This is a genomic window from Pseudonocardia xinjiangensis, assembly GCF_050948425.1.
In the GTDB taxonomy this organism is placed as follows: domain Bacteria; phylum Actinomycetota; class Actinomycetes; order Mycobacteriales; family Pseudonocardiaceae; genus Pseudonocardia; species Pseudonocardia xinjiangensis.
The window spans coordinates 4,613,278-4,638,900 of record NZ_CP192009.1; the positions used below are offsets into that span (position 1 = coordinate 4,613,278).

The 25,623-nt window shown below is 71.5% G+C and carries 23 protein-coding genes; 10 read left to right on the top strand and 13 right to left on the bottom strand.

The window, feature by feature from the left end:
* The first annotated feature begins 19 nt into the window (after nucleotides 1-19).
* Nucleotides 20-463 (top strand): STAS domain-containing protein, encoded by a 444-nt coding sequence (locus tag ACQPZA_RS21750; RefSeq protein ID WP_169394129.1) that lies wholly within the window; start codon nucleotides 20-22, stop codon nucleotides 461-463.
* A 140-nt stretch (nucleotides 464-603) separates the two neighbouring features.
* On the opposite strand, the gene ACQPZA_RS21755 is transcribed toward ACQPZA_RS21750, so the two are convergent.
* The 9 genes from ACQPZA_RS21755 to ACQPZA_RS21795 form a co-directional block, all read right to left on the bottom strand.
* Nucleotides 604-2,934 carry a molybdopterin-dependent oxidoreductase gene (locus tag ACQPZA_RS21755; protein ID WP_433273215.1) on the bottom strand — a complete coding sequence of 777 codons (2,331 nt, stop codon included), beginning with the start codon at nucleotides 2,932-2,934 and terminating at the stop codon, nucleotides 604-606.
* Nucleotides 2,935-2,952: 18 nt separating this feature from the next.
* Nucleotides 2,953-4,005, bottom strand: a complete 1,053-nt coding sequence (locus ACQPZA_RS21760; RefSeq protein ID WP_433273217.1) for an LLM class flavin-dependent oxidoreductase — start codon at nucleotides 4,003-4,005, stop codon at nucleotides 2,953-2,955.
* The gene (locus ACQPZA_RS21765) at nucleotides 4,005-4,511 is read right to left on the bottom strand and encodes an SRPBCC family protein (protein WP_433273219.1); all 507 of its coding nucleotides are present in this window, start codon (nucleotides 4,509-4,511) and stop codon (nucleotides 4,005-4,007) included. Before ACQPZA_RS21765 ends, ACQPZA_RS21760 begins: the two co-directional genes overlap by 1 nt.
* 79 nt (nucleotides 4,512-4,590) lie before the next feature.
* The gene (locus tag ACQPZA_RS21770) at nucleotides 4,591-5,124 is read right to left on the bottom strand and encodes a winged helix-turn-helix transcriptional regulator (RefSeq protein WP_433273221.1); all 534 of its coding nucleotides are present in this window, start codon (nucleotides 5,122-5,124) and stop codon (nucleotides 4,591-4,593) included.
* Between the two features lie 52 nt (nucleotides 5,125-5,176).
* Nucleotides 5,177-5,656, bottom strand: a complete 480-nt coding sequence (locus tag ACQPZA_RS21775) for a hypothetical protein (protein ID WP_433273223.1) — start codon at nucleotides 5,654-5,656, stop codon at nucleotides 5,177-5,179.
* A gap of 84 nt (nucleotides 5,657-5,740) precedes the next feature.
* Nucleotides 5,741-8,521, bottom strand: coding sequence for an ATP-binding protein (locus ACQPZA_RS21780; RefSeq protein WP_433273225.1), 2,781 nt, complete (start codon nucleotides 8,519-8,521; stop codon nucleotides 5,741-5,743).
* Nucleotides 8,522-9,002: 481 nt separating this feature from the next.
* On the bottom strand, nucleotides 9,003-10,445 hold the full coding sequence (locus ACQPZA_RS21785; RefSeq protein ID WP_433273227.1) for an Nramp family divalent metal transporter: 1,443 nt from the start codon (nucleotides 10,443-10,445) through the stop codon (nucleotides 9,003-9,005).
* A gap of 44 nt (nucleotides 10,446-10,489) precedes the next feature.
* Nucleotides 10,490-11,467 carry a sugar kinase gene (locus tag ACQPZA_RS21790; protein ID WP_433273229.1) on the bottom strand — a complete coding sequence of 326 codons (978 nt, stop codon included), beginning with the start codon at nucleotides 11,465-11,467 and terminating at the stop codon, nucleotides 10,490-10,492.
* Nucleotides 11,464-12,135, bottom strand: coding sequence for a bifunctional 4-hydroxy-2-oxoglutarate aldolase/2-dehydro-3-deoxy-phosphogluconate aldolase (locus ACQPZA_RS21795; RefSeq protein WP_433273231.1), 672 nt, complete (start codon nucleotides 12,133-12,135; stop codon nucleotides 11,464-11,466). Before ACQPZA_RS21795 ends, ACQPZA_RS21790 begins: the two co-directional genes overlap by 4 nt.
* A 296-nt stretch (nucleotides 12,136-12,431) precedes the next feature.
* On the opposite strand from ACQPZA_RS21795, the gene ACQPZA_RS21800 reads away from it, so the two are divergent.
* From ACQPZA_RS21800 to ACQPZA_RS21815, 4 genes are all read left to right on the top strand, one after another.
* Nucleotides 12,432-13,106 (top strand): hemerythrin domain-containing protein, encoded by a 675-nt coding sequence (locus tag ACQPZA_RS21800; protein ID WP_433273233.1) that lies wholly within the window; start codon nucleotides 12,432-12,434, stop codon nucleotides 13,104-13,106.
* A 183-nt stretch (nucleotides 13,107-13,289) separates the two neighbouring features.
* Nucleotides 13,290-14,051, top strand: coding sequence for a hypothetical protein (locus ACQPZA_RS21805; RefSeq protein ID WP_433273235.1), 762 nt, complete (start codon nucleotides 13,290-13,292; stop codon nucleotides 14,049-14,051).
* 59 nt (nucleotides 14,052-14,110) lie between these two features.
* The gene (locus ACQPZA_RS21810) at nucleotides 14,111-15,265 is read left to right on the top strand and encodes a hypothetical protein (protein WP_433273237.1); all 1,155 of its coding nucleotides are present in this window, start codon (nucleotides 14,111-14,113) and stop codon (nucleotides 15,263-15,265) included.
* Nucleotides 15,262-16,005 (top strand): SDR family oxidoreductase, encoded by a 744-nt coding sequence (locus ACQPZA_RS21815; protein ID WP_433273239.1) that lies wholly within the window; start codon nucleotides 15,262-15,264, stop codon nucleotides 16,003-16,005. The genes ACQPZA_RS21810 and ACQPZA_RS21815 overlap by 4 nt, the downstream gene beginning before the upstream one ends.
* Before the next feature lie 47 nt (nucleotides 16,006-16,052).
* Here the strand turns inward: ACQPZA_RS21815 and ACQPZA_RS21820 are convergent, their stop codons facing one another.
* Nucleotides 16,053-16,229 (bottom strand): hypothetical protein, encoded by a 177-nt coding sequence (locus ACQPZA_RS21820; RefSeq protein WP_433273241.1) that lies wholly within the window; start codon nucleotides 16,227-16,229, stop codon nucleotides 16,053-16,055.
* A 237-nt stretch (nucleotides 16,230-16,466) separates the two neighbouring features.
* Here ACQPZA_RS21820 and ACQPZA_RS21825 point away from each other — a divergent pair, with 237 nt between their 5' ends.
* Entirely contained in the window at nucleotides 16,467-17,261 is a 795-nt protein-coding gene (locus ACQPZA_RS21825) for an SDR family NAD(P)-dependent oxidoreductase (protein ID WP_433273243.1), read from the top strand.
* Nucleotides 17,262-17,294: 33 nt separating this feature from the next.
* Here the strand turns inward: ACQPZA_RS21825 and ACQPZA_RS21830 are convergent, their stop codons facing one another.
* On the bottom strand, nucleotides 17,295-17,879 hold the full coding sequence (locus ACQPZA_RS21830; RefSeq protein ID WP_433273245.1) for a superoxide dismutase family protein: 585 nt from the start codon (nucleotides 17,877-17,879) through the stop codon (nucleotides 17,295-17,297).
* A 102-nt stretch (nucleotides 17,880-17,981) separates the two neighbouring features.
* Here ACQPZA_RS21830 and ACQPZA_RS21835 point away from each other — a divergent pair, with 102 nt between their 5' ends.
* A complete protein-coding gene (locus tag ACQPZA_RS21835; RefSeq protein ID WP_433273247.1) occupies nucleotides 17,982-19,277 on the top strand; it encodes an FAD-dependent monooxygenase in 1,296 nt (431 codons plus the stop codon).
* Here ACQPZA_RS21835 and ACQPZA_RS21840 read toward each other — a convergent pair.
* Nucleotides 19,192-20,862: a choline dehydrogenase gene (locus ACQPZA_RS21840; RefSeq protein WP_433282920.1), complete on the bottom strand. Its 1,671-nt coding sequence runs from the start codon at nucleotides 20,860-20,862 to the stop codon at nucleotides 19,192-19,194. The genes ACQPZA_RS21835 and ACQPZA_RS21840 overlap by 86 nt on opposite strands.
* 76 nt (nucleotides 20,863-20,938) lie before the next feature.
* Nucleotides 20,939-21,496 carry a dTDP-4-dehydrorhamnose 3,5-epimerase gene (gene rfbC, locus ACQPZA_RS21845; protein WP_169394112.1) on the bottom strand — a complete coding sequence of 186 codons (558 nt, stop codon included), beginning with the start codon at nucleotides 21,494-21,496 and terminating at the stop codon, nucleotides 20,939-20,941.
* Between the two features lie 379 nt (nucleotides 21,497-21,875).
* Between rfbC and ACQPZA_RS21850 the strand changes: the two genes are divergently transcribed.
* The 3 genes from ACQPZA_RS21850 (at nucleotide 21,876) to ACQPZA_RS21860 (ending at nucleotide 25,610) form a co-directional block, all read left to right on the top strand.
* Nucleotides 21,876-23,813, top strand: a complete 1,938-nt coding sequence (locus ACQPZA_RS21850; RefSeq protein WP_433273249.1) for a 3-oxoacyl-[acyl-carrier-protein] synthase III C-terminal domain-containing protein — start codon at nucleotides 21,876-21,878, stop codon at nucleotides 23,811-23,813.
* 242 nt (nucleotides 23,814-24,055) lie between these two features.
* A complete protein-coding gene (locus tag ACQPZA_RS21855) occupies nucleotides 24,056-24,796 on the top strand; it encodes a beta-ketoacyl-ACP reductase (RefSeq protein WP_169394110.1) in 741 nt (246 codons plus the stop codon).
* A 169-nt stretch (nucleotides 24,797-24,965) separates the two neighbouring features.
* Nucleotides 24,966-25,610, top strand: coding sequence for a hypothetical protein (locus ACQPZA_RS21860; RefSeq protein WP_433273251.1), 645 nt, complete (start codon nucleotides 24,966-24,968; stop codon nucleotides 25,608-25,610).
* Nucleotides 25,611-25,623 lie beyond the last annotated feature (13 nt).

Here is a 25,623-nt window from a genome sequence, read left to right on the forward strand (position 1 = left end):
GAGCCGCTACGGTGCTTGCGTGACCGACAGTGACCACACTGCTTCCGAACCGTCGGCGCCCGGATCGCCGGCGCCGGGCGACCTGCTGACGCTGCACGCCTCCCGCAGGGGATCGGCGGCCGTGGTGACGGTGGTGGGCGAGCTGGACCTGCAGACCGCGCGCGAGCTGATGGCCGTGGTCGACGACACCCTGCAGTGGCCGGACCTGACCGCGCTGGTGATCGACCTGACCGGGGTGGGCTTCCTCGGCTCCTCCGGGCTCGGCACGCTCGCCGAGATCGCCAGCCGCACGACCACGACCCCCGGGCCCGGGTACTCCACGCAGGCCCCGACCCCCCGGCCGGCCCTGCGCCTCGTGGCACCTCCCGACAACCTCGCCGTGATCCGTCCGTGGGAGACGATGAACCTGCAGCAGATCCTGCCGCTGCTCCCGGACGTCGACACCGCACTCGCCGACCTCTGACCGGAAGGCCCAGCAGCAGCTCGCCCACGTGCCCCGCTGCACCTGCGTAGATCTTGCTCGGCTCCCCGGCGATGCGGCGCGCCGCGCTGGCCGGCCTACTGCTGTAGGCCGGCCGGCGGGCCGAGCCGGGGAACGGACGCTCAGGCCCGAGCCGCCGCGACGACCTCGCGGACCCGCTCGCTGTCACGCTCGGCCGCCTCGCTCTCGGCGGTGGTGGCCGGTTCCAGCCGCACCGGGACGTCCTTGTGGTGCGGGGTGCCGGCGATGGGGTCCCGGTCGGTGGCGTCGGTGATCAGGTTGATCCTCGGGCCGTTCACCACCCGGCCGCCGTGGATGTCGGGCACGGACATGCCGAACCCGTGCGGCAGCGCCACCTGCATCGGACGCATGCTCTCGTCCACCTCGGCACGCACCACGATCCGCCCGGTGCGGGTGACCACCGCCACCCAGTCGCCCGCGTCCGCGCCGATCGAGGCCAGATCGGCCGAGCGCACCCGCAGGGCGCCGTCCATGTCGGTCTTGCGCCACGCGGGCGGGCGCAGGATCTGGTTGGCGTTGTGCGACCGGCGCTGGCCACTGATCAGGGAGAACGGGTACTGCGGGTCCGGGCGTTCGGTGGCCGGGTCGAGGCGGTCGAGCCACTCCAGCATCTCCGGCACGGCCAGCTGCACCCGGTCGTTCCTCACCAGCTCCCAGACCTCGTCGTACTCGTGCGTGCTGAAGGGAGTGCCGCTGGGCGAGGAGAGGATGCGGTCGAACAGCTGCTCACCCAGTTCGGGCGCGGTCGAGTCCGAGCCGAGCGCCCGCTGCACCGCGGTGGTCAACAGCTTCGCCGTCCGGTGGCAGCCCGCCCAGAGCGGGGCCAGCGCCGCGGCACCGTCGGGCAGGGTCTCGCCGAGCGTGCGGTAGAGCAGCACCGGGGCGATCTCCGCCAGCCCCGGATGGGTCGCCATCACCTCACCGGCGCGCCGCAGCAGCTTCGCCCGGTCGCTGCGGGCGGTCTCGACGAGCTCGGCCAGCGTCGCGGCGTCCGGCAGCACCCCCAGCTCGTCGAACAGCCGCGCGTACATCTCGGCCTCGACCAGCGTGCCCGGCAGCGGCTCGAACAGCGGCCGGCGGATCTGGAAGTAGTTGGTGGGCCATTCGAAGTCGAAGAGGGTGAACTCCCACTTCTCGTGCTGCGCCGCCGCCGGCAGGACGTAGTCGGCCAGTGCGGCGGTCTCGGTGTAGGCCACGTCGACCACCACCGACAGCTCGCAGGCCTCGACAGCCTCCTCGACGAGCCGCGTGTCGGCGTAGGTGTTGGCCGGGTTCGACGACTCCACCCACAGCGCCCGCACCCGGTTCGGATGGTCGGTGAGCACCTCCTCCGCCATCGAGTTCGTCGGCAGCAGGCCGCCGATGTACTCGAAGCCGGTGATCTCCGAGTACTGCCCGGGCGAGTTGCCCCACAGCGGCAACAGCCACGTGTGCAGGTTGTTCGTGCCCTCCCGGCCGAAGTTCCCGGTGACGAGGTACAGCAGCTTCTCGAGATAGCTGTTGAGCGTGGAGTGGCGCCCCTGCTGGATGCCGAGCTCCACCCGGACGGTCATCGCCCGCGCAGCGAGGATCATGTCGACGGCTCGCTCGACGTCGGCCCGCTCCACCTCGGCGTGGGCGATCCACTCGTCCACCGGGACCCGGCCGAGCACGGCCGCCACGTCGGGGAAGCCCTCGGTGCGGGTGGCGAGGAACTCCGCGTCCTGGCCGCCCCGCTCGATGATCATCGCGAGGATCGCCGACAGCAGGTAGGCGTCGGTGCCCGGCCGCACCGCCAGGTGCAGCTCCGCCGCCTCCGCGGTCTCGGTGCGGCGCGGGTCGATCACGATCATCTTCCGGTCCGGGTCGTTCTTGATCGTGTTGATCGTGCTGCGGGCGTTGGTGAACCCGTGAGCGAGCCAGGGGTTGCAGCCGATCACGAGCAGCAGGTCGCACTCCTCGACGCCCTCGGCCGTGTGGCAGGTCTGGTCGCCGAACATCCGGCCGTTGACCCAGAAGTCCCCGGTCTTCTCCTGCGACAGCGCGTTGAAGTACCGGGTGCCGCCCATCCAGCTCAGCAGCGACTTGCCGTAGCCGCCGCCGGAGTGGTTGCCCTGGCCGCCCCCGCCGACGTACGCGAACGACCCGGGCCGGCCCGCCGCGCGGTCGGCGTCGCGCACCGCGGTGAGCCGCTCGGCGATCTCCCGCAGCGCGGTGTCCCAGTCGATCGGCTCGTGGGTGCCGTCGGGCCGGCGTCGCAGCGGCGTGGTCAACCGGTCGTTGTGGTTGCCGAGGAAGGTCAGTCGCTGCGCCTTCTGGCACAGGTACCCCTCCGACCGGGGGTTCGCCTTGTCGCCGCGCACGCGGGTGATCGACCTGCCCTCGATCTGCACCTCCAGCCCGCAGTTGACGTAGCAGAGGCTGCATGCGGTCTTGTGCCACTCGGCGGCCATGTCTTCTCCTGAGGTCGGTCAGGCCCGGTCGAGGGCCTGGACCAGGTCGAGGGCCCGGCCGAGCGTGGTGAGCCGGGCATCGAGGGTGTCGCCTGCGGGGTAGAGCCGGACGGTGTCGACGCCTGCGTCGCGCCAGACGCGCAGCCGGGTGGCGACCATGGGCCCGGTGCCGATCAACGTGGTGCCCAGCACCATCTCGTCGGTGACGAGCGCCGCGGCGCCGTCCCGGTCGCCTGCCTGCCAGCGCTCCCGCACCGCGGCGGCGACCTCGGCCCAGCCCTGCCGGCTGTAGGCGTTGTTGTAGAAGTTGGTGCTCGCCGAGCCCATGCCGCCGAGGCTGAACGCGAGCTTCTTCTTCCGCGGGACGACCATCCGCCGCAGCTCGTCCTCGTCCTCGGCGAAGGCGACCTCGGCACCCTGGCACACGTCGAGGTCCGCGCGGGACCGCCCGGACGCGGCCAGGCCGGCGTCGAGGTGGGTGAAGTAGGCGGCCGAGCCCTCGGGGACGAAGCTGGTGCCGAGCCAGCCGTCGGCGACCTCTCCGGTCAGCTGCAGCAGTTTCGGCGACATCGCTGCCACGTAGATCGGGATGTCGGGGTCGGGGCCGATCGAGAGCCGCATCGGCCGGCCCTCGCCACCGGGCAGCGGGATCTGGAACCGCGTGCCCGAGTAGGAGATCTTCTCGCCTGCGAACGCCAGCCGGATGATCTCGACGGTCTCACGCATCCGGGCGTGGGCAGCGGCGAAGGGCACTCCGTGCAGGCCCTCGATCACCTGGGGACCGGACGGACCGAGGCCGAGCAGGAACCGCCCCTCCGACATCTCGGCCAGCGTCAGCGCCGCCTGCGCGATCGCGACCGGCGTGCGGGTGCCGAGCTGGACGACGCCCGAGCCGAGCAGCATCCGGTCCGTCCGCGCGGCGAGGTAGCCCAGCGCGGACGGCGCGTCGGATCCCCACGCCTCGGCGACCCAACAGATGTCCAGACCGAGCGACTCGGCCTCGAGCGCGAAGTCGAGCGTCTGCCGCCAGCCGTGCTCCTGGCTTGCCTCGATGGTGGTGGCGGTACGCATCAGCCCTCGACCCGCTGCTTGATCGCGGCGAGCGTCCCGATGATCGAGTTCTCGAACTCGCGCATGCGGACGAAGACGATCTTCTGCTCCTTGTCGGGCATCTCGTCGATCGCGACGCTCAACCCGGAGCGGCCCGGTCCCATCTGCATCCACTGGCGCAGCCGGGTACCGCCGTCGGCGGGCTCGAGGGTGAACCGCCAGACCGCCGTCGGGAACTCCGGATCCTCCACCGCCCACGCGAAGACCCGCGGTTCCTCGCACTCGATGACGTGGGAGGTGGTGGCCCACTCCCCGAATGCGGGGTGCTTGCTGCGGCCGACGAACCGGTTGCCCACGGCCGGGGCGGTGGCGCCGTCACACCACTCGACCGAGCGGAGCTCGGTGCTCATCTCCGGCATCTGCCCGACGTCGGCGACCAGCGACCACACCCGTTCCGGTGGCGCGTCGATCCAGGTCTCGGCCTCAGCCGTCGGCTTGTCGGCGTACCGGGCCCCGGTCCACTCCATGACGCGCGCACTCCCTCATCCTGGCCCCCTGCTACCAGTAGAGTTGCGTAGATGGACTGACCTGTCAAACGTCGCGGGCTCAGCCCGTTCCGGTCGCGTCCGGCTCCTCGGTGGGGTGGACACCGAACCGGCGCTGCACCTCCGGATGTAGGGCGAGCCGGGGCGGGTAGCCGGGACCCATCCGCATGGACGTGTCCTCGGCCGTCAACGGCTCCCGGCAGTGGGCACAGACGACCTCACCGTGGGTGTCGGCGCCACAGCGCTCGTGGTGGAACGCGATCGGTGGCCCGTCGTCCCCGGCCAGCCAGCGGTCGCCCCAGCGGCTCATCGCCGCGAGCACCCCGAAGAAGTCACGTCCCTTCTCGGTGAGCACGTAGTCGTGACGGACGGGGTCGATCTGGTAGGGCCGCTTCTCCAGCAGCCCCTCGTCGACGAGCCTGCGCAGCCGGTCCGCCAGCGTGTTGCGGGCGATGCCCAGCCCCTTCTGGAACTCGTCGAACCGCTGGATGCCGTAGAAGGCCTCGCGCAGCACGAGAGGGGTCCACCAGTCGCCCAGCAGGTCCATGGTGCGCGCGACCGAGCACGGCCACTGCGCGAACGATGTGCGCCTCATAGGCGAATCCTACGGTCCTGGGGAGAAACCCAGCAGGTCAACCAGCGCCGGCTTACGGCCGCCACACCCAGTTGGCCCGCTCGTAACGCACGCTGAAACCTGCCCTGCGCATGTTGTGCAACGACTGGTTGTGCTCACCGGGGCCCTCGGCTCCCTCCCGAGGTCGCGCCCGAGCTTCACCCACGAGCTTCCCCGCACCAGGCCGTTGTCCCGGCCGATGTCGTCCCGGTCGGCGGGGCAGCACGGAGGACGCCGGCTGCAGGACGGCCACGGGCGCGTCGTGCTCCCGGAAGAACGCGCACACCTGCGCGACCAGATCCCCGGTGACCGGCTCGTCGAACCCGAACCCGAGCACTTTGTTCCAGTACCGGGTGACGTCCCGACGCATTGCCATCGCGCTCCCGCCACCGCATCGCGCCGTCGCGATTCCCATGTCGTCGAGAGTGCGCCGCGGGGCCCCGGACTCGAGGCGATACATGCATTCCGCTTCGATCTTCTCGAGCAGCGCGGAATCGGCTGTCTGCGAGGGCACCTGATCATCATAGGCAGGCCGCGCAGAGCAGCCCACATCCGATCCGGATATCGGACACCGGGAACAGAGTTCCGAATCCCGCTGTCATTCCGTTTCCGGCGACCCGGCGGGCAGGGCGGCGAGCGCGTCCCGGAGCGCGGCACGGGAGCTGATACCGAGCTTCGGGAAAGCGCGGTACAGGTGGGCTCCCACCGTGCGATGGGAGAGAAACAACTGCTGCCCGATCTCCTTGTTGGACAGACCGGCGGCCGCCAGCACGGCGATCTCCCGTTCCTGCGGCGTGAGGACGCCGGGACCGGCGGAGTGCGTGGTGCCCGAGCCGGTGGCCCGGAGCTCGTTGCTCGCCCGCTCCGCCCATGGCCTGGCACCCAGCCGCTCGAACGTCTCCATCGCCGCGGTGAGCTGCGCGCGGGCCCGGACCGGAGCCCGCGCCCGGCGCAGGTGCTCCCCGAACGCGAGGCGCACCCTGGCCACGTCGAACGGCCACCGCTCGACACCGGGCACGGCGAGGGCCTGCTCGAACAACGCGGCGGCACCGTCCTCGGCTGCGGCGAGTGCCTCCGACCCGGCGACCAGCAGCGCCAGCCGGGGCGACAGCTCCGCGATCCCCGCGTCCCGCATCGCCGCCACGTGCGCGGCCGCCTCGGCCCGCCGATCGGTGCGGACCGCCGCCTCGACCAGGTCCATCATCACCCGCAGAGCGACCGGCACGTGCGAGGCGAACTCGCCCGCCGGGCTGATCGCGACCGCGTGCCGGTAGGCCTCCTCGTAGTCACCGCGTGCGAGGGCCGCCAGGCCTTGGGCGTGGCGGGCGTAATGCTCCACGCCCTTCGCCCCCCGCGGGGTGGCCCACCGCAAGAGCTCGTCGACCCGCGCCCGGCAGGCCTCCTGGTCGCCGCGCGCCGCGGCCACGAGCGCCAGGTAGTAGTGGTACTGCCAGGCGTAGTGCCAGTACCCGTGCTGCTCGCCGGTCTCCAGTCCCTCGGCGGACAGCTGGCCGATCTCGTCCCACCGGCCCGTGAAGAAGTCGTCGAGGCACAGGTGCACCAGCGCAGCGACCGCCAGCGGGACCGACCCGCCCTCCGACGACCGGGACACCACCCGCCACAGCGCGTCCCGGCAGCCCCCCAGCCTGTCCAGGTAGACCGCGCCGTAGCTGATCCGCAGGATCCGGACCGGGTCGACCTCGTTGCGCAGGCCGCTGATCGCGGCGGTGAGCTTCGGGAGGACCGGAGCCGCCGTGCGCACCGGGTCGACGTATGCCGCGTTGGTCAGCGCCAGGTCCGGCGGCACTCGCGGGCCCAGCTCGGCGACGGCGGCGTGGAAGGGCTCCCACATCGCCGCGTCACCGCCGAACCAGCACAGCAGCCCCAGGGTCCAGATCGCTTCGATGAGCGCGCCGCTGTCGGGGTCGGTGCGGGTCTCGATCGCCCTGGTCAGCAGCCGGTGCGCCGTCTCGATGTCGTTGTCACCGTTGCTCAGGAGGTAGGCGGCGGTGGCGGCGGCGTAGAGGGAGCCGCCCCCGTGCGCCGGGTCGGCCCGCCGGGCGTCCCCGAGCAGCTGCGACGCGCCCTCCATGTCACCCGTCTCCAGAGCGATGAAGGCGGCCTCGGCCAGCCGCCTGCTCCGGTCCGATCGCAGCGGGCTGAGGTGGGCCGCCCGGGTCAGCGCGGCGACGGCGCCCGCCGGGTCGCCCCGCCCGAGTATGCGGTCGGCGGCGTCGTCGAGGAGGCCGGCCACCCTCTCGTCGGGCTCGATCGTCGCCTCCCCGAGGTGCCATGCGCGGTGCTCGGGTCGCTGCGCCATCTGGGCCAGTGTCAGGTGGGCCTGCCTGCGCTGGTCGGCGGTGGACAGTTCCACCACCGCCGAGCGGGTCAGGGGGTGGCGGAAGGTCAGCCGGCCCGTGCTCTCCTCCACCTGCAGCAGCTGGGCGTGTTCCGCGGGCGCGAGCGGGTCGGAGTCACCGGGCTCCGTGGTGGCCGCCTTCAGGACCCTCAGGTCGGCGGAGCCGTCCAGCGCACCGAGCAGCAGCAGCTGCCTCGACGCGGCGGGGAGCTCCGAGATCCGGGAGATGAACAGGGCCTGCAGCCGCCGGCTCAGCGGCAGCACCAGCGGCAACGCGCTCAGCGCTGGTCGTTGGGGGCCGGTCAGCGCGACGGGGAGCTCCAGCAGCGCGAGGGGGTTGCCGCGGGCCTCGGTCAGCACCCGACGGCGCAGCTTCGTCCCCAGCGCGGGGAACCGGACAGCCACCAGCGCGAGCGCCGCGTCGTCGTCCAGCGGCTGCAGCTCGTGCTCCGGGAGGCCCACCCCCTCGAAGAAGCTCTCCATCCCCGTCCGCGACGAGGCCAGGAAGCCCACCCGGCTGCCGGCGAGCCGGCGTGCGACGAACGCCAGTACCGCCGCGCTGGCCCGGTCCATCCAGTGCACGTCGTCGACGGCCACCAGTACCGACCGGTCGGCCGCGACCGTGCGCAGCAGGCCGAGCGTCGCGCTGGACACCACCAGCCGGTCCGAGGGCAGCCCCTCCCCCATCCCCAGCGCCACCGACAACGCCACCCGGTGCGCCTCCGGGAGCCGGGGGAACTCACCCAGCAACGGGAGCAGCACCTGGTTCAGGCCCGAGAAGCTGACATCCGCCTCGAACTCCGCGCCACCCGCACGCAGGACCAGCGTGCCCATCTCCGACGCCGCCTCGACCGCGGCGTCCATCAGCACCGACTTGCCCACGCCCGCTTCCCCGACCAGGAGCAGGGCGTCCCCCCGCAGCGCCGCCACGTCCAGGAACGACCGGACCCGCTCGACATCGTCGTCGCGCCCGACGAGGGCGGCGGCGATGCCCCGTCGACCAGAGTCGGGATCGCTCAACACGTACAGCCTCCAGAAGATGGCACTACTCACGCCAGTAGCCAGCAGCTCTGGACGATCGACCGCATCCGGTCGCCGCACCGGCAGGCGGTGCGGGACCACGCTCGACACCGAGGGCCGGCGTGCCGGTCACAACTCTGTGACCCCGGCACTTCACCGTCCGGGACCCGGTGCTCCACGGCACCGGGTCAGCACGAACTCCTCGGCAGGAAAAAAACCCTAACCTGCGTCAATCGGTCTCAGCAAGGATGCGGACGGGGGTGTTCCGGTGGCCCGGCCGTACGCTTTCTTGATCGACCTGATCTTTGCACGGCCACGACGTCGCGGACCGCCGCGAGTAATCGGACGAGCACGTAATGGCCGGACAGGAACACCATTATCGGGCGCCCGGTCCACCCCCGCGACCGAGGCCCGGGCCCACGGTGTGGGAATGCCCACAGGACCGCGACGCCCGGGCCCCGAACGGCGGAATCCGGCGGTATCAACCGCCGATCAGGTTGCCGATCTGCTGGTACACGGTGAGCACGGCCAGTACGCCGAAGAGCAGGAACGACCAGACCAGGGCAGCGATCCGGGGACCGCTGATGCGGATCTCCTTCGGCAGCATCTTGCGGTTGACCACGATCAGCAGCGCGGAGTAGATGAACATCATCGTGCCGCCCGTGCAGGCCGAGATGACGGCCAGCGTGATGGGCTGGGAGAAGCCCAGGGAGATGACGATGATCCCGACGACCACCAGGCCCCACACGAGACCGGCGTAGATCTTGCTCTCCGAGGCGTCGGGGAAGTACATGGTCTTCAGCACGTCGGCGGCCAGCCTGCTGGTGTAGTCGACGATGCCCAGTGCCGCGGAGAACAGCGCGACCGCACCGACGATCCAGAAGAAGTAGCCGAACCAGGTGCCGACGCGCTCCATCAGCACCCGCCCCTCCACCTGGAGGAACGAGATGTTGTTCTGCACCGCGTCGTTGCCGAAGACCGTGGCGTAGGCGAGCAGCGACATGAACACGATCGACACGAACGAGATCAGGACGAACGTGTACAGCTGCTCGCGGTTGGCGAAGCGCCACCACCCCCGCCAGTGCGTCATGTTCTGCTCGGTCGGCAGGAACACGTAGCCCACGCGTCCTCTGGCCTCCACCTCCTTGGTCAGAGGCGACACGATCTTCGGGACGTAGTGGCCCATGCCGAAGCCCTTGTCCCGGATCCAGTTGCTCTGCACCAGGTTCTGGCCGCCGCCCGCCCCGGCGAACGCCAGCGCGCCCATCAGCACCGCGAAGCCGAGTTCGGCGGCGGGGAACCCGGGCCGGGTGACGATCTGCGGCGCATCCGCCCAGGCCGGCCCGATCGCCACGAGCGCGCCGACGAGGATCAGCACCAGCACCGCGGCGACCTTGATCATCTGAGCGCGTTCGAGAGCGTTGTAGACGACCGGCGCCAGGGTGAGGATGAGCCCGACGACCACGAGGATCACCACGGCGATGACGGCGGCGCTCCCGCCGAACGCGTAGGAGATCAACGTGGCGGAGCTGGTGGCCCACGCCGGCCAGACGTTCGCGAAGTAGGCGAGGATCGCGAACACCAGGCCCCAGTGCTTCCACAGCCTGCTGAAGCCGGTGATCGCCGTCTCGCCGGTGGCGAGCGTGTACCGCTCGATCTCCATGTTCAGGAAGTACTGGGTGATGAGCCCCAGCAGGGCGGCCCAGACGAAGACCAGGCCGACCTGGGAGGCGATGTAGGGGAAGAGGATGAACTCCCCGCTCGCCAGCCCCACTCCGGCGGCGACGATGCCGGGCCCGACGTAGCGCCACTGCTTGGCGGGCGGGGCGGGCAGGTCCCGGACCTCGGGACGGGGCAGGTACCTGGTCGGGAACAGCTGCGACGGGTCGGTGCTGACCGCGTCGTTGCGATCCGTCGTGGCCATCGATGAGCCTCCTTGCGGCGGGACGATTCCGGCGAACGTGATCCTCAGCGGTGAACCGTCTCCCCCGACGTGAGCAGAGTCAACTCGTGGGGCCGCGGACACGCCTCCCAGTCACCGGGCACCGTCACCGCGAACGCCCCGGTGACCGCGGCGGTGGACAGCCGCTCGTGGATGTCGCGCCCGGTCAGCCGGGAGGCGAGGTAGCCCGCGACGAACGCGTCACCCGCCCCGACGGCGTCGACGGCGGTCACCGGCACGGCGGGCACGTCGATGACCGCGCCCTCGATCCGCGCCGTGGCGCCGTGGCGGCCCCGCTTCACCACCACCTCGGACGGGCCGAGCTCAGCGAGAGCGGTGGCGAGCTCCGCGGGCGTCGCCGCGTCCGGGTCGTCGATCCCGAGCGCGATCCGCGCCTCGTCGTCACCGGCGAACAGCATGTCCGCGCCCGCGGCGAGCTCCCGGAACACCACGCCCGCGGTGGCGGCGTCCCAGAGCCGGGAGCGGAAGTTCAGGTCGACCGAGACCGGGACACCCGCGGCCCGGGCGCGGCGCACCGCCTCGCGGACGGTCGCGGCGGGCCCGGGTCCGAGCGCGGGCGTGATCCCGGTCAGGTGCAGGACGCCGGCGCCCTCGATCACACCCTCCGGGAGGTCGTCAGGACACAGGTGCGACCCGGCGCTGCCGTGGCGGTAGTAGGACACGTGCGACGAGCCGCCCGTACGGCGCTCGCGCAGCATCAGAGCGGTGGGCGCATCGTCGCGGCGCACCAGCGCCCGCACGCGTTCGGCCAGCAGGTGGCGCTCCACCAGGTCGCCGACCGGGTCGCGGCCGAGCCGCCCGATCCAGGTGGCCGGCACCCCGAGCCGGGCCACCCCGATGGCGACGTTGGACTCCGCGCCTCCCATGCTCAGCCGCATCCCGCGGGCGAGCGAGAGCGGCCCGACATCCTCGGCGACGAGCAGCCCGAGCGTCTCGCCCACCGTGACCAGCCCGGTCCACTGCGCATCCCCGGCGCCGGTCACCGCCCCGCTCCCGCCACGGCGGCGCACACCGCGCGGACCCGCTCGGCCAGCGACCCGAGATCACCGGTCGCCGTCATGGCGTCCCCGATCAGCGGCCCGCCCATGCCGAGGGCCGCGGCGCCCGCGTCCAGCCAGGCCGCCGCCTCCCCGGCCCCGATCCCTCCCGTGGGCACGATCGGGATGTCGGGCAGCGGCGCACGCAGCGCCGCCAGATAGCCGGGACCGAACGAGCCGGCGGGGAACAGCTTCACCGCACTCGCGCCGAGCGACCACGCACCGTGGATCTCGGTGGGCGTCAGCGCTCCGGGGTAGCTCGCGATGCCGTGGCGCGCGGCCGCCCCGATCACCGCGGGCACGACCGACGGCGACACCACGAAGCACGCGCCGGCGTCGACGGCGCGGTCGACCTCCGCGGCGGTGAGCACCGTGCCGACCCCGAGATCGACGACGTCGGCAACCCGCGCCGCGAGCCGCTCGACGACGTCGAGGGCGCCAGGAGTGGTCATCGTCAGCTCGATGCAGCGGATGCCGCCGTCCACCAGGACGTCGACGACCGCCTCGGCCCGTGCGGAGTCCCCTGCACGGAGGATGGCCACCACCCGGGTGGCCAGCAGTGCCGTGCTCATCGGGACACGGACCGGCTCGGACGGGACCGGGTCGGCGGTCATGGGCAGCAGTCCTCTCGTTCCTTCCCGAGCGCGCCACTGCGGCGGTCAGGCTGCGGCCCGGCCGACGATGATGATGATCGCCGCGCACCGGGGAGTGCATCATGCGCGAGAGGATTCGCCCTCACAAGCCGTGCGCCACCACCGGAGCGCAGCGGCCCGGTCGCTCACCGTGAGCGAGCCGTCGACGCAGGTCATGCGGGTCCGATCCCGAAGTCATTTGACGGATGTTCAGGTGCGGACACCCACCCACACTCGGACCTCCACCCCTCAGTGCGTCCCTGCGGAGGAGACCCGCGATGACGACCGCGCAGTCCGAGAGCCAGCGGCTCTACGACGAGATGATCGCCGTGCACACGGTCGTGCGCCGAGGAGCAGCCATGCTGAAGGCCGCCCTGGACCTGCCCCCGGCCACCGCCGTCGAGGTCGACACCTGCGTGGGGCTCGGGCGGTGGCTGGTCGGCTACATCCACCAGCATCAACGCAACGAGGCCGACATCCTGTGGCAGCCGCTGGCCGCGGCCTCCCCTGCCGACGAGTGCGAGCTCCACGACCTGACGCTTCAGCACATCCAGATCGACCGGGAGCTGGACCGGCTCGCCCGGCGCCTCGAGCGCCTCACGGAGCGCTGCACGACGCCGGGCCGGCCCGACCGGGAAGCCGTCGTCGCCGCATCGGCCGCTCTGGACGCCGCGAGCCGGACCCTCGTCGACCATCTCGACGAGGAGGAGGCGCTGCTGAAGGCGCTGTTCCCGTTGCTGGAGGAACCGGTCATCCGCACCCTGCGCGCCGCCGCGGTGAGCAACGCCCCCGGCACGCGTCCCGACCTGGTCCTCGGGCTCATGGGCGACCCGACCCCGACCGTCGGCTACGCGGCGATGTTCAGCAGCATCCCGTTCCGCACCCGCGCGCTGCGGCCGCTCCTGATCGCCCGTTACCACAGCAGCAAGCGCCGCCTCGGCCTGGCTGCGTGAGACCCCCGGTTCGCGAGGAACGAGCGGGACCGGCGTCCGCCGACCACATTGTGCCCATTCATGTAGTCACATGACTGATGTCCGGATCGGGGGCATGCCGGAAGACTCGGCCCCGACTGCCGCCCGCCACATCGCCGTGAGGCGGCCCCGAGAAGCACCGACGAGAGACAGGCGAGCAAGGCAGTGACCACGGCAAGTGACGAGATCATCTACCGCGCGAGGACCGGCGGCGAAGCCTGCGGGGTCTCCCGCGCGGCCGTCGTGACGGGTGGGTCCCTGTGGGCCCTCGCGGCTCTCCAGTACGCGGTGACGCACGTCGTCGCGGCGAACGCGTGGACCGTCCCGCGGTACGACTGGCTGCACAACGGCACGAGCAACCTCGCGAACACGCAGTGCGGGTTGTTCGCGGCGCCGAACGCCTCCCCCACCTACGTGTGCTCCCCGCTGCACGACGTGGTGAACGCGTCGTTCGTGCTCACGGGCGTACTGGTGATCCTCGGGGCACTCCTGCTCCGGAGGTTCTGGCCGACGGGATGGCTCACCGACGCGGCCATGGTCCTCTGGATCCTCCTGGGCTTCGGCAAGATCCTCATCGGCTTCGCCCCGGAGAACACGAACATCGGCCTGCACCTGATGGGCTCGCTGAACGTCCCGCTCGGCAGCGTCGCCATCCTCTTGATGATCAGCCGGACCGACCGGTGGCTCGGCGTGGCCGGGTTGGTGCTGGGACTCCTGGGGCTGGCGGGCACCGTCCTCTCGACGGTCGGCGAGTACGCCGGTCCCGGCTTCTACCTCGGCCTCGGCCCGGGCGGCATGGACCGGGTCGCCGCGTACCCGGCCATCCTGTGGCTGTTCATGGCGGGCACCGCCACGATCGTCCGGACCGTCCGCCCCGGCAGGGAGACCTCCGGCGGCGCTGCGGGCCGGCTCCCGCCGGGACGCTGAGCGCAGCGGCTCCCGCCGGTGGACGTCCGGGTCCGACCGACTCGTTCCGAGGAGCAGCGATGGATCTCGTCAGGACGCGCCGGCGGCACCTCCCGGACCGCCCGACGATCAGCGCGCCCGCGCGGGCGCGGAAGCCGTCCGCCCACCGCGGGCGCGGGCTCTTCGCACAGCAGCCGGGCCTCGGGCTGGCCGGCCTGGTGCTCGTCGTCCCGGTGGCCGTCCTCGTCGCGGTGGGCGCGGGCGGGCCCGAACCCTCGGCGCTGGTGCTCGGGCCACTGGTCACGTTCGCGCTCCCGGCGGCGACGATGATCGCCTTCTGGTGGGAGGACTGGCCGGGCTCGAGCCTGCGCCCCGGCTGGTCGGGGCTGCTCGACACCGGCCTCGTCATCATCGCCGCGATCCTGCTGGCCATGCTCGGCCAGCTCGTCGTGGGACACGTGGACCTGCGCGGACTCTTCGATCCCACGCCGGGACCGGGGCACCTCCCGACGTACCCGGCCACGCTGCCGCTGGCCGGTGCAGCCTTCGCCGCGATGCTCCAGCTGACGCTCGTCTGCGAGGGCTGGCCACTGCGACGGCTGGGACGGTTCACCGCCGGGGTTGCCGCTCTGGCGGTGTCGTGGGCCGTCGCGCTGGCCCTGTACGTCGTGGTCGTCCGCGTCGAGGCTCCGCCGGGCTCGGGCGTGACCGCCCACAGCGGCCCGCTCTCCGGCGCCGAGGTCGGGGCCGTGCTCGTCGTGATCGGGGCCTGGCAGGTGCTGCTCTTCGTCGCCTGGCGGGGCTGGCCGTTCGCGGAGTGGCATCATCGCTGGCAGCGGATCGTGGCGGGCAACGTCGCCGTGCTCGGCGGGGGCGTGCTGACCTTCGGGGTCGGCTACGGGCTCGCCGGCCTGCCCATGTCCACGATCACCGCGGTGGCCGGCTCGTTCATCGCCGCCGGACTCGTGATCGGCATGCTGTTCGAGGGCTGGATCCGGTCGAGAACCGGCTTGTTCCTGGCGATCCTGCTCCTCGCCGTGGCCCTCTACGCGCTGTTCACGATTCTGGCCGACAACCTGGCCTGGACCATGGCGACCCCCGAGCAATGGGTCGGACACGTCGTCCTCACCAGCATCGGCATCTCCGTGGTGCTGCACGTCGGGATCGCGCGGCGCTGGCCGTTCGGCACCACCGACGACGAGTCACAGACCCTCGAGAGGAAGGAAGCACCATGACCGCACCGAGGACGGCTGACAGGGTGGCGATCGTGACGGGTGGGTCACGTGGCATCGGCAGGCAGACTGCGGCGCGCCTGGCCGACGACGGGTTCGCCGTGGTCGTGAACTACGCCTCGAACAAGGTCGAGGCCGACGCGGCCGTCGAGGACCTCGAGCGGGCAGGCGCCCGAGCCATCGCATTCCAGGCCGACGTGGCCGACGAGGTGGCCGTGGCGAGCATGTTCGACCAGGCGGAGTCGACCTTCGGAGGGGTCGACGTCGTGGTGCACGCCGCTGGCATCATGCCGCTGGCCCCACTGGTGGACCTGGACCTGGACGTGCTGGACCAGGTGCTGCGAACCAACGTCCGTGGGACGTTCGTGGTGGACCAGCAGGCGGCCCGGCGGCTGCGGCCCGGCGGCGCGATCATCAACTTCTCGAGCTCGCTCACCCGGTTCTCCCGGCCCGGGTACACGGCGTACGGCGCGAGCAAGGGCGCGGTCGAGGCCATCACCCTCATCCTGGCCAGGGAGCTGCGAGGACGCGACATCACGGTGAACACCGTGGCGCCGGGTCCGACGGCGACGGCGCTGTTCCTCGACGGCAAGAGCGACGAGCTGATCAGCAGGATCGCGGGCGAGTCGCCGCTGGGACGGCTGGGTCAGCCCGCCGACCTCGCCGAGATCGTCGCGTTCCTGGCCGGTCCCGGCCGATGGATCAACGGCCAGGTGCTCTACGCCAACGGTGGCGCGATCTGACCGTCGGCCCGCAGTGCCGCCGGGCCCGACCGTCCGGACGAGCGCTGCTAGCGCTCGTGCGCCTGGTCGTAGCCGAGGTCGCCGTCGGGGTCGAGCTCTCCACCAGGGGCGCGGAGGCCGCGGATCGGCAGAGCCGTGCGGGCGGCGGGGATGTGGACCGCGGTCCGCACCTCGTGGAGCAGGTCGTAGCCGTAATCACCGGAGTACTCGTGATCGCCCGACATCGTCGTCTCCCTTGCCGCCGCACCCACCGCTTATCACTCTCCGTGATGGAGGTGCTCCTCACGGTGCGAAGAGATCATCACCCGAACAGACCGCCGCGGCAAGAGTGATGAACCCGGCGGACACCGATGATCCACAGTGTGGTATGGCACAGATGCGACATACCGCTGCCTGCGGTGACCGCCCCCCACCGGACGCCGCCCCGGGACCCCGGCGCGGCGAGTGGTAGAGATGAGCGCGTGGACCTGGAACTCACCGGAAAGCGCGCCGTGGTGACGGGCGGCAGTCGCGGCATCGGACTGGCGGTGGCCGATCAGCTCGCCGCGGAAGGGGCAGCTGTCACGCTGGTGGCCCGGGACAAGGACGTGCTCGAACAGGCTGCGGCGCGGGTGGGGCGGCACGGCACCACCGTGCTGGCGCGCCCCACCGACACGCGCGACGACGCAGCGGTCCGGGCCATGGTGGCGGAGGTCGTGGGCACGCTGGGCGGGGTCGACATCCTGGTGAACGCCGCGGCGGAGCCGGCCGGCGGCCCCGTGCCGCCGCTGGCCGAGCTGTCCGACGACGCGCTCCGGTCGGAGATGGAGACGAAGGTGCTCGGCTACCTGCGCTGCGCCCGCGCGGTGGCGCCGCACATGGTCGCCCAGGGCTTCGGCCGCATCATCAACGTCAGCGGGCTCAACGCCCGCCAGACCGGCTCGATCGTGGGGTCCATCCGGAACGTGGCCGTGGCCGCGATGACGAAGAACCTCGCCGACGAGCTCGGGCCGAGCGGGATCACGGTCACCGCGGTCCATCCGGGGATGACCGTGACCGAGCGTCTTCCGCAGCTCTTGACGGGTCTGGCCGCGCGCGACGGCGTCACCGAGCAGGACGTCGCCGCACGCTTCACCGCCGCCACGAGCATCGGGCGGCTGATCACCGCCGAGGAGGTGGCCGACGTCGTGACGTTCCTCGCCTCGCCCCGCAGCGTCGCGATCAGCGGCGACGCGATCGCCGTCGGAGGCGGCAGCCGCGGCAGCATCCACTACTGACGGGCGCCGCGGGGCCTCCTGGCCACGGGGTCTCTAGAAGGGCACCGTGATGCAGGCGGCGCGGTCCCCCGCCATCCCCGCCTTGCCGGGCTCCGTGGAGGTCGGCAGCGAGTGGATGACCACGGACGCGGGGCGGCGCTCGGCCGGGAACTCCCAGTCGACGGTCGAGGTGGACTCGCCGGCGCCCTGGGCGTCGGTGGTCAGGTCGAGCCAGATCTCGTTCTGGGGGTTGGCGTAGGCCGGGTCGACGCTGGGCGTGACCGGATCGGGCCTGAGCTGGAAGTGCGGTCCGGCGTCCGCTCCCGTGGCACCGCACGCCATCGTGTGCGCGTGCACGCCGTACAGCCGGTTCGGCTGGAGCCCGGTGACGTCCAGGCTGACCGAGGTCTTGCCGTCGTCCTCTGTCGTGTTCACGGCAGCGGTCGCCCCGACCGGGACGAGCGCCTGGTCATAGGTCACCGCGAGCCCGGGAGGAGCGGAGAACGTCCCGCTCGCCTGTCCGACACCCGCGGGCTCATTGGGGGCCGGAGCCGCTGACGGGGCGGGGTTTGTGCCGCTCACGCACCCGGCGATCGGCACGCACAGCAGGCAGGCGATGACGAGTGTTCTCGGGCGCATGCCGTGCAGGATGGCCGATTCGCGCCTGTTGTGGCAGGCCCGGACCGGGGGATGCGTTCGACCCATACGTGGAGTCCGTCCTTTCCACTTACGGTTTCCGTCATGGCTGCGACACCGAGAGTGGCGATCATCGGCGGCGGGATCGGCGGGTTGACCCTCGCTCTCGCGCTGCGGGAACGAGGACTGACCGCGGACGTGTACGAGCAGGCACCCCGGCTCGCCGAGATCGGCGCGGCCGTGGCGCTGTCGGCGAACGCGACGCGCGAGCTCGAGCGGATCGGGCTGGGTGCCGGCCTCGCCGCGGCGTCGACCACGCCAACGGAGCTGATCCACCGGCGCTGGCGGGACGGCAGGAAGGTCGCCGCGCACCCCGTGGGCACCGGGTCCTGGTACCGGGACCGCTTCCACGCTCCCTTCCACGGCATCCATCGGGCCCATCTGCAGGCGGTACTGGCCGCCGCTCTCGGTCCGGGGACGGTGCACCTGGGCTGCCGTCTCGTCGAGCTCGGCGAGCGCTCCGACGGGATGGTGCTCCGGTTCGCCGACGGGCGCGCCGAGCACGCGGACCTCGTGGTCGGTGCCGACGGGATCCGCTCGACCGTCCGGCGGTGGGTCGCAGGCGGCGCCCACGAGATCTACTCCGGCACCAGCGGCTTTCGCGGGATCGTGCCGGTCGACCGGCTCCCGGACCTCCCGGACCCGGGCGCCATCCAGTTCTGGATGGGTCCCGGCGCCCACCTGCTCCACTACGCGATCGGCTCGTCGGGCGAGCTCGTGAACTTCCTCGCGGTCGTCGAGGGACCGCCGACGTGGACCGGATCGGACGGCTGGACGGCCGAGGTGGCCGGGGACGTCCCGCTGCGGGCGTTCGAGGGCTGGCACCCGGCCGTCACGTCGATGATCGCAGCGGTCACGCACACCGTCCGGTGGGGGTTGTTCGCCGTGGCACCGCTGCGGCGGTGGCACCGGGGCCGGGCCGTCCTGCTCGGCGACGCCGCGCACGCGATGCTCCCCCACCAGGGCCAGGGCGCGAACACGACCGTGGAGGACGCCGTCGCGCTCGCCGCGCTCATCGCGCGGGAGAGCACGGCCACCGGCCTACCCGGGGCCCTCGCGGCCTACCAGACCCTGCGGCGCGCCCGGACCCGTCGCATCCAGCGCAGCTCCTGGACGACCAACGCCCTGCTGCACCTGCCGGACGGCCCCGCGGCCGACGAACGCGACCGCGCGCTGGCCCGCCTCCCTCAGGACCTCGCCTGGATCCACGGGTACGACGTCCACGCCGCTCTCCGCGGCAGGCCCGCGCACACTGCTACAGCGGGACCCGTCGTCCCGGCTCCTCGCTCGCCGGGGGCCGTGGTGGCCGCTCCGGCGGTAGAGGGGTGTTGCCGAGGATGAGGTCCGCCGCCTTCTCCGCGACCATCATGGTGGCCGCGTGGGTGGCGCTGTTCGGGCAGTAGGGCATCACCGAGGCGTCCACCACCCGCAGGCCGTCGAGGCCGTGCACCCGCATCGTCGACGGGTCGAGGACGGCGTCGTCTCCGACGCCCAGCCGGCAGGTGCTCGTCGGGTGCATGTCCGTCTCACCCGTCCTCCGGACCCAGTCGACGACGTCCTCGTCGGCCGTCACGGCCGGCCCGGGCCAGGTCTCGCCCGCGTCGAGGCGGCGGAACGCGTCCTGCCCCAGGACCTCCCGGGTGATCCGCAACGCGTCGACCCAGAAGCGCCGGTCGGGCTCGGTGGACAGGTAGTTGAACTGCAGGACGGGCGGCCGGTGCGGGTCGGCCGAGGCGATCCGGACGGCGCCCGTGGCCTCGGCCCGCATGCCGGCCATGATCAGCTGGTAGCCGTGCTCCGGGGCGCCGTCGTGGAAGTTCATGGCGACGGGCGCGAAGCCGAGCATGAGGTCCGGGTAGTGCGCCTCCGGGTGGCTGCGGACGAACCCGCCCGCCTCGAAGAGGTTGGTGGCCGCCGGTCCCCGGCCGGCCAGCCACTGCAGCCCGATCCCCGGCCAGTTGCGCTTGTGCCGCATCGCGCCCATCGAGATCGGCTCCGTGCAGGCGTGCTGGACCTTGGCCACCAGGTGGTCCTGCAGGTTGGCCCCGACACCCGGCAGGTCGTGCACCACGCGGACCCCGGCCGCCGCGAGCGCGCGGGCGTCGCCGATCCCCGACAGCTGCAGGAGATGCGGGGAGTTGAAGGCCCCGCCGGCCAGCACGACCTCGCCTGCCGTGACGTCGACGACCCGGCCCGAGCGGTGCTCGTACCGCACACCGACCGCCCTCGTGCCCGCCGTCCGCACCTGCGTGACCAGTGCGTTCGAGCGCACCTGCAGATTGGGCCGATCGGTCACCGGGTGGAGGAACGCGCGCGCCGCCGACAGCCTCCGGCCCCGCCGGATCGTGCGCTCCCAGGCACCGAAACCCTCGGGGTCGACGCCGTTGAGGTCCGCGGCGAGCCGATGACCGGCCTGCTCGGCAGCGGCGAACAGCGCGTCGAAGAGGGGGTTGGTGACGGGGCCCCGCTCGAGCCGCAGCGGCCCGCCGTAGCCACGGACCGAGCCGGCCGAACCGATCGCGCTGCTCTCGAGCCGCTTGAAGTACGGCAGGCAGTGGGCGTAGTCCCAGCCGTCCATGCCGGGGTCGGCGCCCCACCGGTCGTAGTCCAGCGGGTGGCCACGCTGGAAGACCATCGCGTTGATGCTGCTGGAACCACCGATCAACTTGCCGCGCGGATGCTGCAGCCGCCTGCCGTGCATGTGCGGCTCGGGCTCGGACTCGTAGCACCAGTCGTGGAACCGGCTGCCCACCGGGAACCCCAGCGCCCCCGGCATGTGCACGACGAGGTCCCACAGGTGATCGGGTCGCCCGGCCTCCAGCAGCAGAACCCGGTTGGCCGGGTCGGCGCTGAGCCGGTTGGCCAGCACGGAACCGGCCGAGCCGGACCCGATGACCACGACGTCGACCTGGTCGGAAGTAGTCAACAAGCGCCATTCCTCTCAGGGCGAGAACTCGATGTCCCTGATGTCTGTTTGGTTCCGTAAATACGTTCCGTCCAGATCATGCGACGCGGCTCGCCAGCAGCCGGCACAGTTCCGACCAGCTACCCGCGTTCCTGTCCCGCTCACTGACGCACCCGACCGCGGCAGGCCAGTGGATGCCGAGGTCCGCGTCCTCGAAGTGGACGGCCAGGTCCTCCGCGGGTTCGTGCTCGCGGTCGATCCGGTAGCAGACGTCGGCCACCTCGGTCAGCGCCTGGAAGCCGTGCAGGAACCCGGGCGGGATGTAGAGGTGCACCAGGTCCTGGTCGTCGAGCCGCGTGGCCATCCAGCGTCCGAAGGTGGCCGACTCCGGCCTGGCGTCCACGACGATGTCGTGGACCGCGCCGAACGAGCAGCGCACCAGTTTCGCCTCGCCGTCCCCGCCCCTCCCGTGCAGACCGCGCACGACTCCCCGGTACGAACGGGACTGGGAGTCCTGCACGAACGCTTCCGGCCGCAGCCCCGCAGCATGGGCGACAGCGACGTCGAACGTACGGGTGAAGAAACCACGAGAATCCCGGTGCGGGGTCGGTTCGAGGACCAAAACGCCCTCCAGACCCGTATTCCGCACCATCATGAGGAATCACCGCGAAGGGGATGTTCTCCAGTTGTTGTGAAGCTACCGTCAATAACCAGGAGGCGGGGCGAACCACCAAAGATAAATAATGATGACCGAGACATGAACTCATACTAAGGATCGGACGCTGAAGCGACACCGAGACGACACGATCGAGGCACGACTCTCTCGGCGTCAGCACAGTCACTGCAGGTGTAGACCGTATACGCCGATCATCCGGCGGCCACCCGGAGCGCCCGGCCGCCGGGGGCGGCGCGATCCGCCGACGGAGTTCCCCCACTCGTCGGTTGCGCGTCCGTGGCTCCGGCGAGTTGGGTAAGCCTCATCGCAGGAGGGGGTGGTTGCGATGAAGCCGTTCGTCGTGAACCGACATGGGCGGATGGTTTTCCCGGCAAACGTGCTCGGGGCACTCGACTTCTCAGTGATCGACACCATCGACCAGTTCCGGGCGGTGATCGGACGCGACTTCGAGGCCAAGGCCCCGACCGGCACCGACATCCTGACCCACGTCGCGTCCGGCGAGTACCGGAACCGCTTTGCCCTGCTACGAGAGCTGGGCCAGAACCTGTACTGGGTCAACCGCTACACGCTGCCCATGTTCGAGAAGCAGCCGACCCGCTGGCGTGACGTACCGCGCCACCGCACTGATCTCTTCCTGCCCCTGCTCACCCCCTGGGAGGACGCCGACCGGAAGATCTCGGCCGTCGAGAGCGCCTACGACGCGCTGCCGGCACGGTGGGACGCCGAGGCCGAGGACCGTGTCTTCGCGCTGCTCTTCGACGTCTTCCGGCACAAGCGCCACCACGCCACCGAACTGCCGCCGATCCCGCCGACCGTGGCCGAGGCGCTCGCCCGGCCGGAGGCACTGACCCTCGTCCTGCCCCGCCACGACCCGGACTACCGGGTGTTCACCCCCGACGAGATCCTCGACGCGAACGAGGAGGTGCCCGAGCTCGAGGCGCTCCTGCGGTGGTCGATGGTGCTGCACAACCAGTACCCGTGGGAACGCTCGGACGGGGAGCTGCGCCCGGTGAGCACGATCGGTGACGACGACTTCGTGATCCTCTACCACCCGCGGGACCGCGAGGTGCTGGCGTTCATCGACAGGGTGCGGGCGGCCGAGTCCGACGCCGCACCGGCCGTGACCCGGCAGGCGACCGTCCCGGGGTTCGACGCCCGCCCTCCGGTGCGGCCGTACCCGCCCGTCCGCGTGCGGGAGACGTTCACCGTGATGCCGAAGCTGGAGGCGCTCTCCGTCATCCGTGGCGAGCACATCTGCAGCAACGACGACGTCATCCGCAACTCCAGCTTCTCCTGGTCGCCGATGAGTGCCGCGGAGATCAGCGCGAAGACCGGCATCGACCAGCGCCGCTACTCCGCCCGCCCGATCGGGCAGCTCGCGCTCGACGCGTCGCTGGCGGCGCTCACCCACGCCGGGCGGGCACCGGAGGAGATCGGCGCGGTGCTCGTGGCCACCTGCACCAGCGACCGCCTGATCCCGTCCACGGCCTGCTGGCTCTCGGGCGAGCTCGGGATGTTGCAGACCCATGCGTCGGTCGACCTGGTCGCGGCGTGCGCCGGGTTGCCCTACGGGCTCTCGGAGGCGGTGCGGCTGCTGCAGGAGGTACGCCGTCCGGTCCTGCTCGTGTGCGTCGAGAAGTTCTCCGACAAGATCGGCAGCGTCCGGACCTCCCGCATGATCTTCGGCGACGGCGCCGCGGCCATCGTCGTCGCACCTGCTGAACCAGGCGATACCGGCGACGTTCAGGTGCTCCAGACCTACGCCAGCGGCCCGGGCACCGAGGTGAACTCCATCGTCTGGCCCAACCCGGAGTTCGACAACGACATCACGGTCTACGGGCCGGAGGTGAAGTCACTGGTGCGGCGCTACCTCGCCCAGATGATCTCCGAGCTCGAGGAACAGAGCGACCCGGACGCCTCCGACAGGTCGCTGCTCGACAGCATCGAGCTGATCGTGCCCCACCAGGCCAACAAGACGATGATCGTCGACCTCGCCGGCAAGGCCGGGCTCAAGGAGGAACAGCTCTACTTCAACATCGCCACCATGGGCAACGTCTCGGCGGCGAGCATCCCCATCGCGCTGCACGACGCCGTCACCGACGGGGTGATCACCGGTCCGACCCGCGTGTTCGCGCCCGGCTTCGGCGCCGGCGCCGTCGGCGGCTACGCGGTGCTCACGATGGATCCGGCGATCATCGCGCCGGAGGCCGGCCCCGACGGGAACGGGACGGCGTCCGCGATGCGCACGTCGGTCTCCACCACGAGCGAGGACGTCCGCGTCGCCTTCGGCGAATGAGAACGGTACGGCGTCCGGAACGGCACGGCGTCTGAGAAACAGCACGGCACGTCACGGCAGCACGGCACGTCACGGCAGCTCAGCACGTCACGGCAGCTCACGTCACAGCAGCTCAGCACGGCGCGGCAGGTGAGCACGGCACGGCGTCGGGGCCACGGCACGGCCCCGGCGAGGACGACTGGAGGACGGCCCGGAGCCGGCAGGCCACGGGGCGGGTGCACGTCGACGAGGAGGTACGCGACATGACCGACCAGAAGGTGGCCATCGTTACCGGGGGCGCGCGCGGAATCGGCGCGGCGATCACCACATCACTCGCCCGCTCGGGTGTGCACGTCGCAGCCGGGTACAGCAGCAACAACCAGGCGGCCGAGGAGTTGGCCGAGAAGCTCAAGGCCGACGGCTGCTCCGTGTCGGTGCACCAGGGCAACGTCGGCGAGCCCGAGGACTGCCAGCGGGTGGTCGACGAGGTGCTGGCCGAGCGCGGCCGCGTCGACCACCTGGTCAACAACGCCGGTATCACCGTCGACAAGACGATGCGGAAGATGTCGGTGGACGACTGGCACGCCGTGCTCCGGATCAACCTGTCAGGCGCTTTCTACATGTCCAAAGCCGTGCTCGACCACATGCTCGAACGCGGGTCGGGACGCATCGTCAACATCAGCTCGGTGATCGGGCAGACGGGCAACATCGGCCAGGTCAACTACGCGGCGTCGAAATCCGGCCTCTTCGGGATGACTCAGAGCCTCGCCCGTGAGGTGGCCCGCAAGGGAATCACCGTGAACTGCGTGGCGCCCGGTTACATCGAGACGGAGATGGTGGCCGCGGTACCCGAGAAAGCGCTCGAGAAGATCATCACGGGAATCCCGGTGGGTCGGCTCGGGCAGGCGCACGAGATCGCGCGCGCGGTGCAGTTCCTCATCGAGGACGAGGCCGGCTACATCACCGGTTCCGTGGTCTCGGTCAACGGCGGAATGGACATGTAGTCCGCTGCAGGCCCCGGTTCGCCGCGGCGGGCCGGGGCACCGTCCGGTCCAGCTCTGCCGAGGAATGGACCGATTGCACATCCCGCTTCGCTGGAATGGCGGCAGATCGCCCCCGGAAAGAAGCGGTTCGGCGGCTGCCCCGGCGCCTGCGCGGCGGAAGAGTTGCCGCATGTCGATGCTCAAGGTGTTCGCCGGATTCGTACCCTGGATCGTCTTCAGCCTCGTCGCGACCCGGACGGGGACGGGAGCGGTCGCCACGGCCGGGTTCCTGGCGTTCCTCGTCGCGGCGGCTTTCATCCTCCGGTCCGTCCTCCGCGGCGAGTCACCGAAGGTGCTCGAGGTGACGGGGGCCGTCGCCTTCGCCGGGATCGCCGTCGCGTCCCTGGTCGACCCGCGAGCGGACGCGTTCCTGGCCGCCTACGGCCGCTCGATCGCCACGTGGACGCTGGCCGTCGTGATCTTCGCGATGCTGCCGATCATGCCGTTCACCGAGCAGTACGCCAGGGAGAGCGTGCCGAAGGAGTTCTGGCACACCGAGCGGTTCCGGTCGGTCAACCGGCGCATCAGCGCGGCCTGGGGCGTCGCGATCGCCTCGACGGGGGTGGGCCACCTGGTGGCCTCGCTGCTGCGCAGCGCGGAACCGGGCACCACGGTGCCGTCCCGGCCGCTCGACCTCGTGTTCAACTGGGTTCTCCCGATAGCGCTGATCTGGTGGGCGGTGCGCTACACCAACCGGCTCAGCAAGCGCCCGGACGACACCACCCGGCCGGGCCCGGGCCACCCGGCGGAGCGGCCGTCCGGCCGGACGGCATGACCGGCGCGGCCCC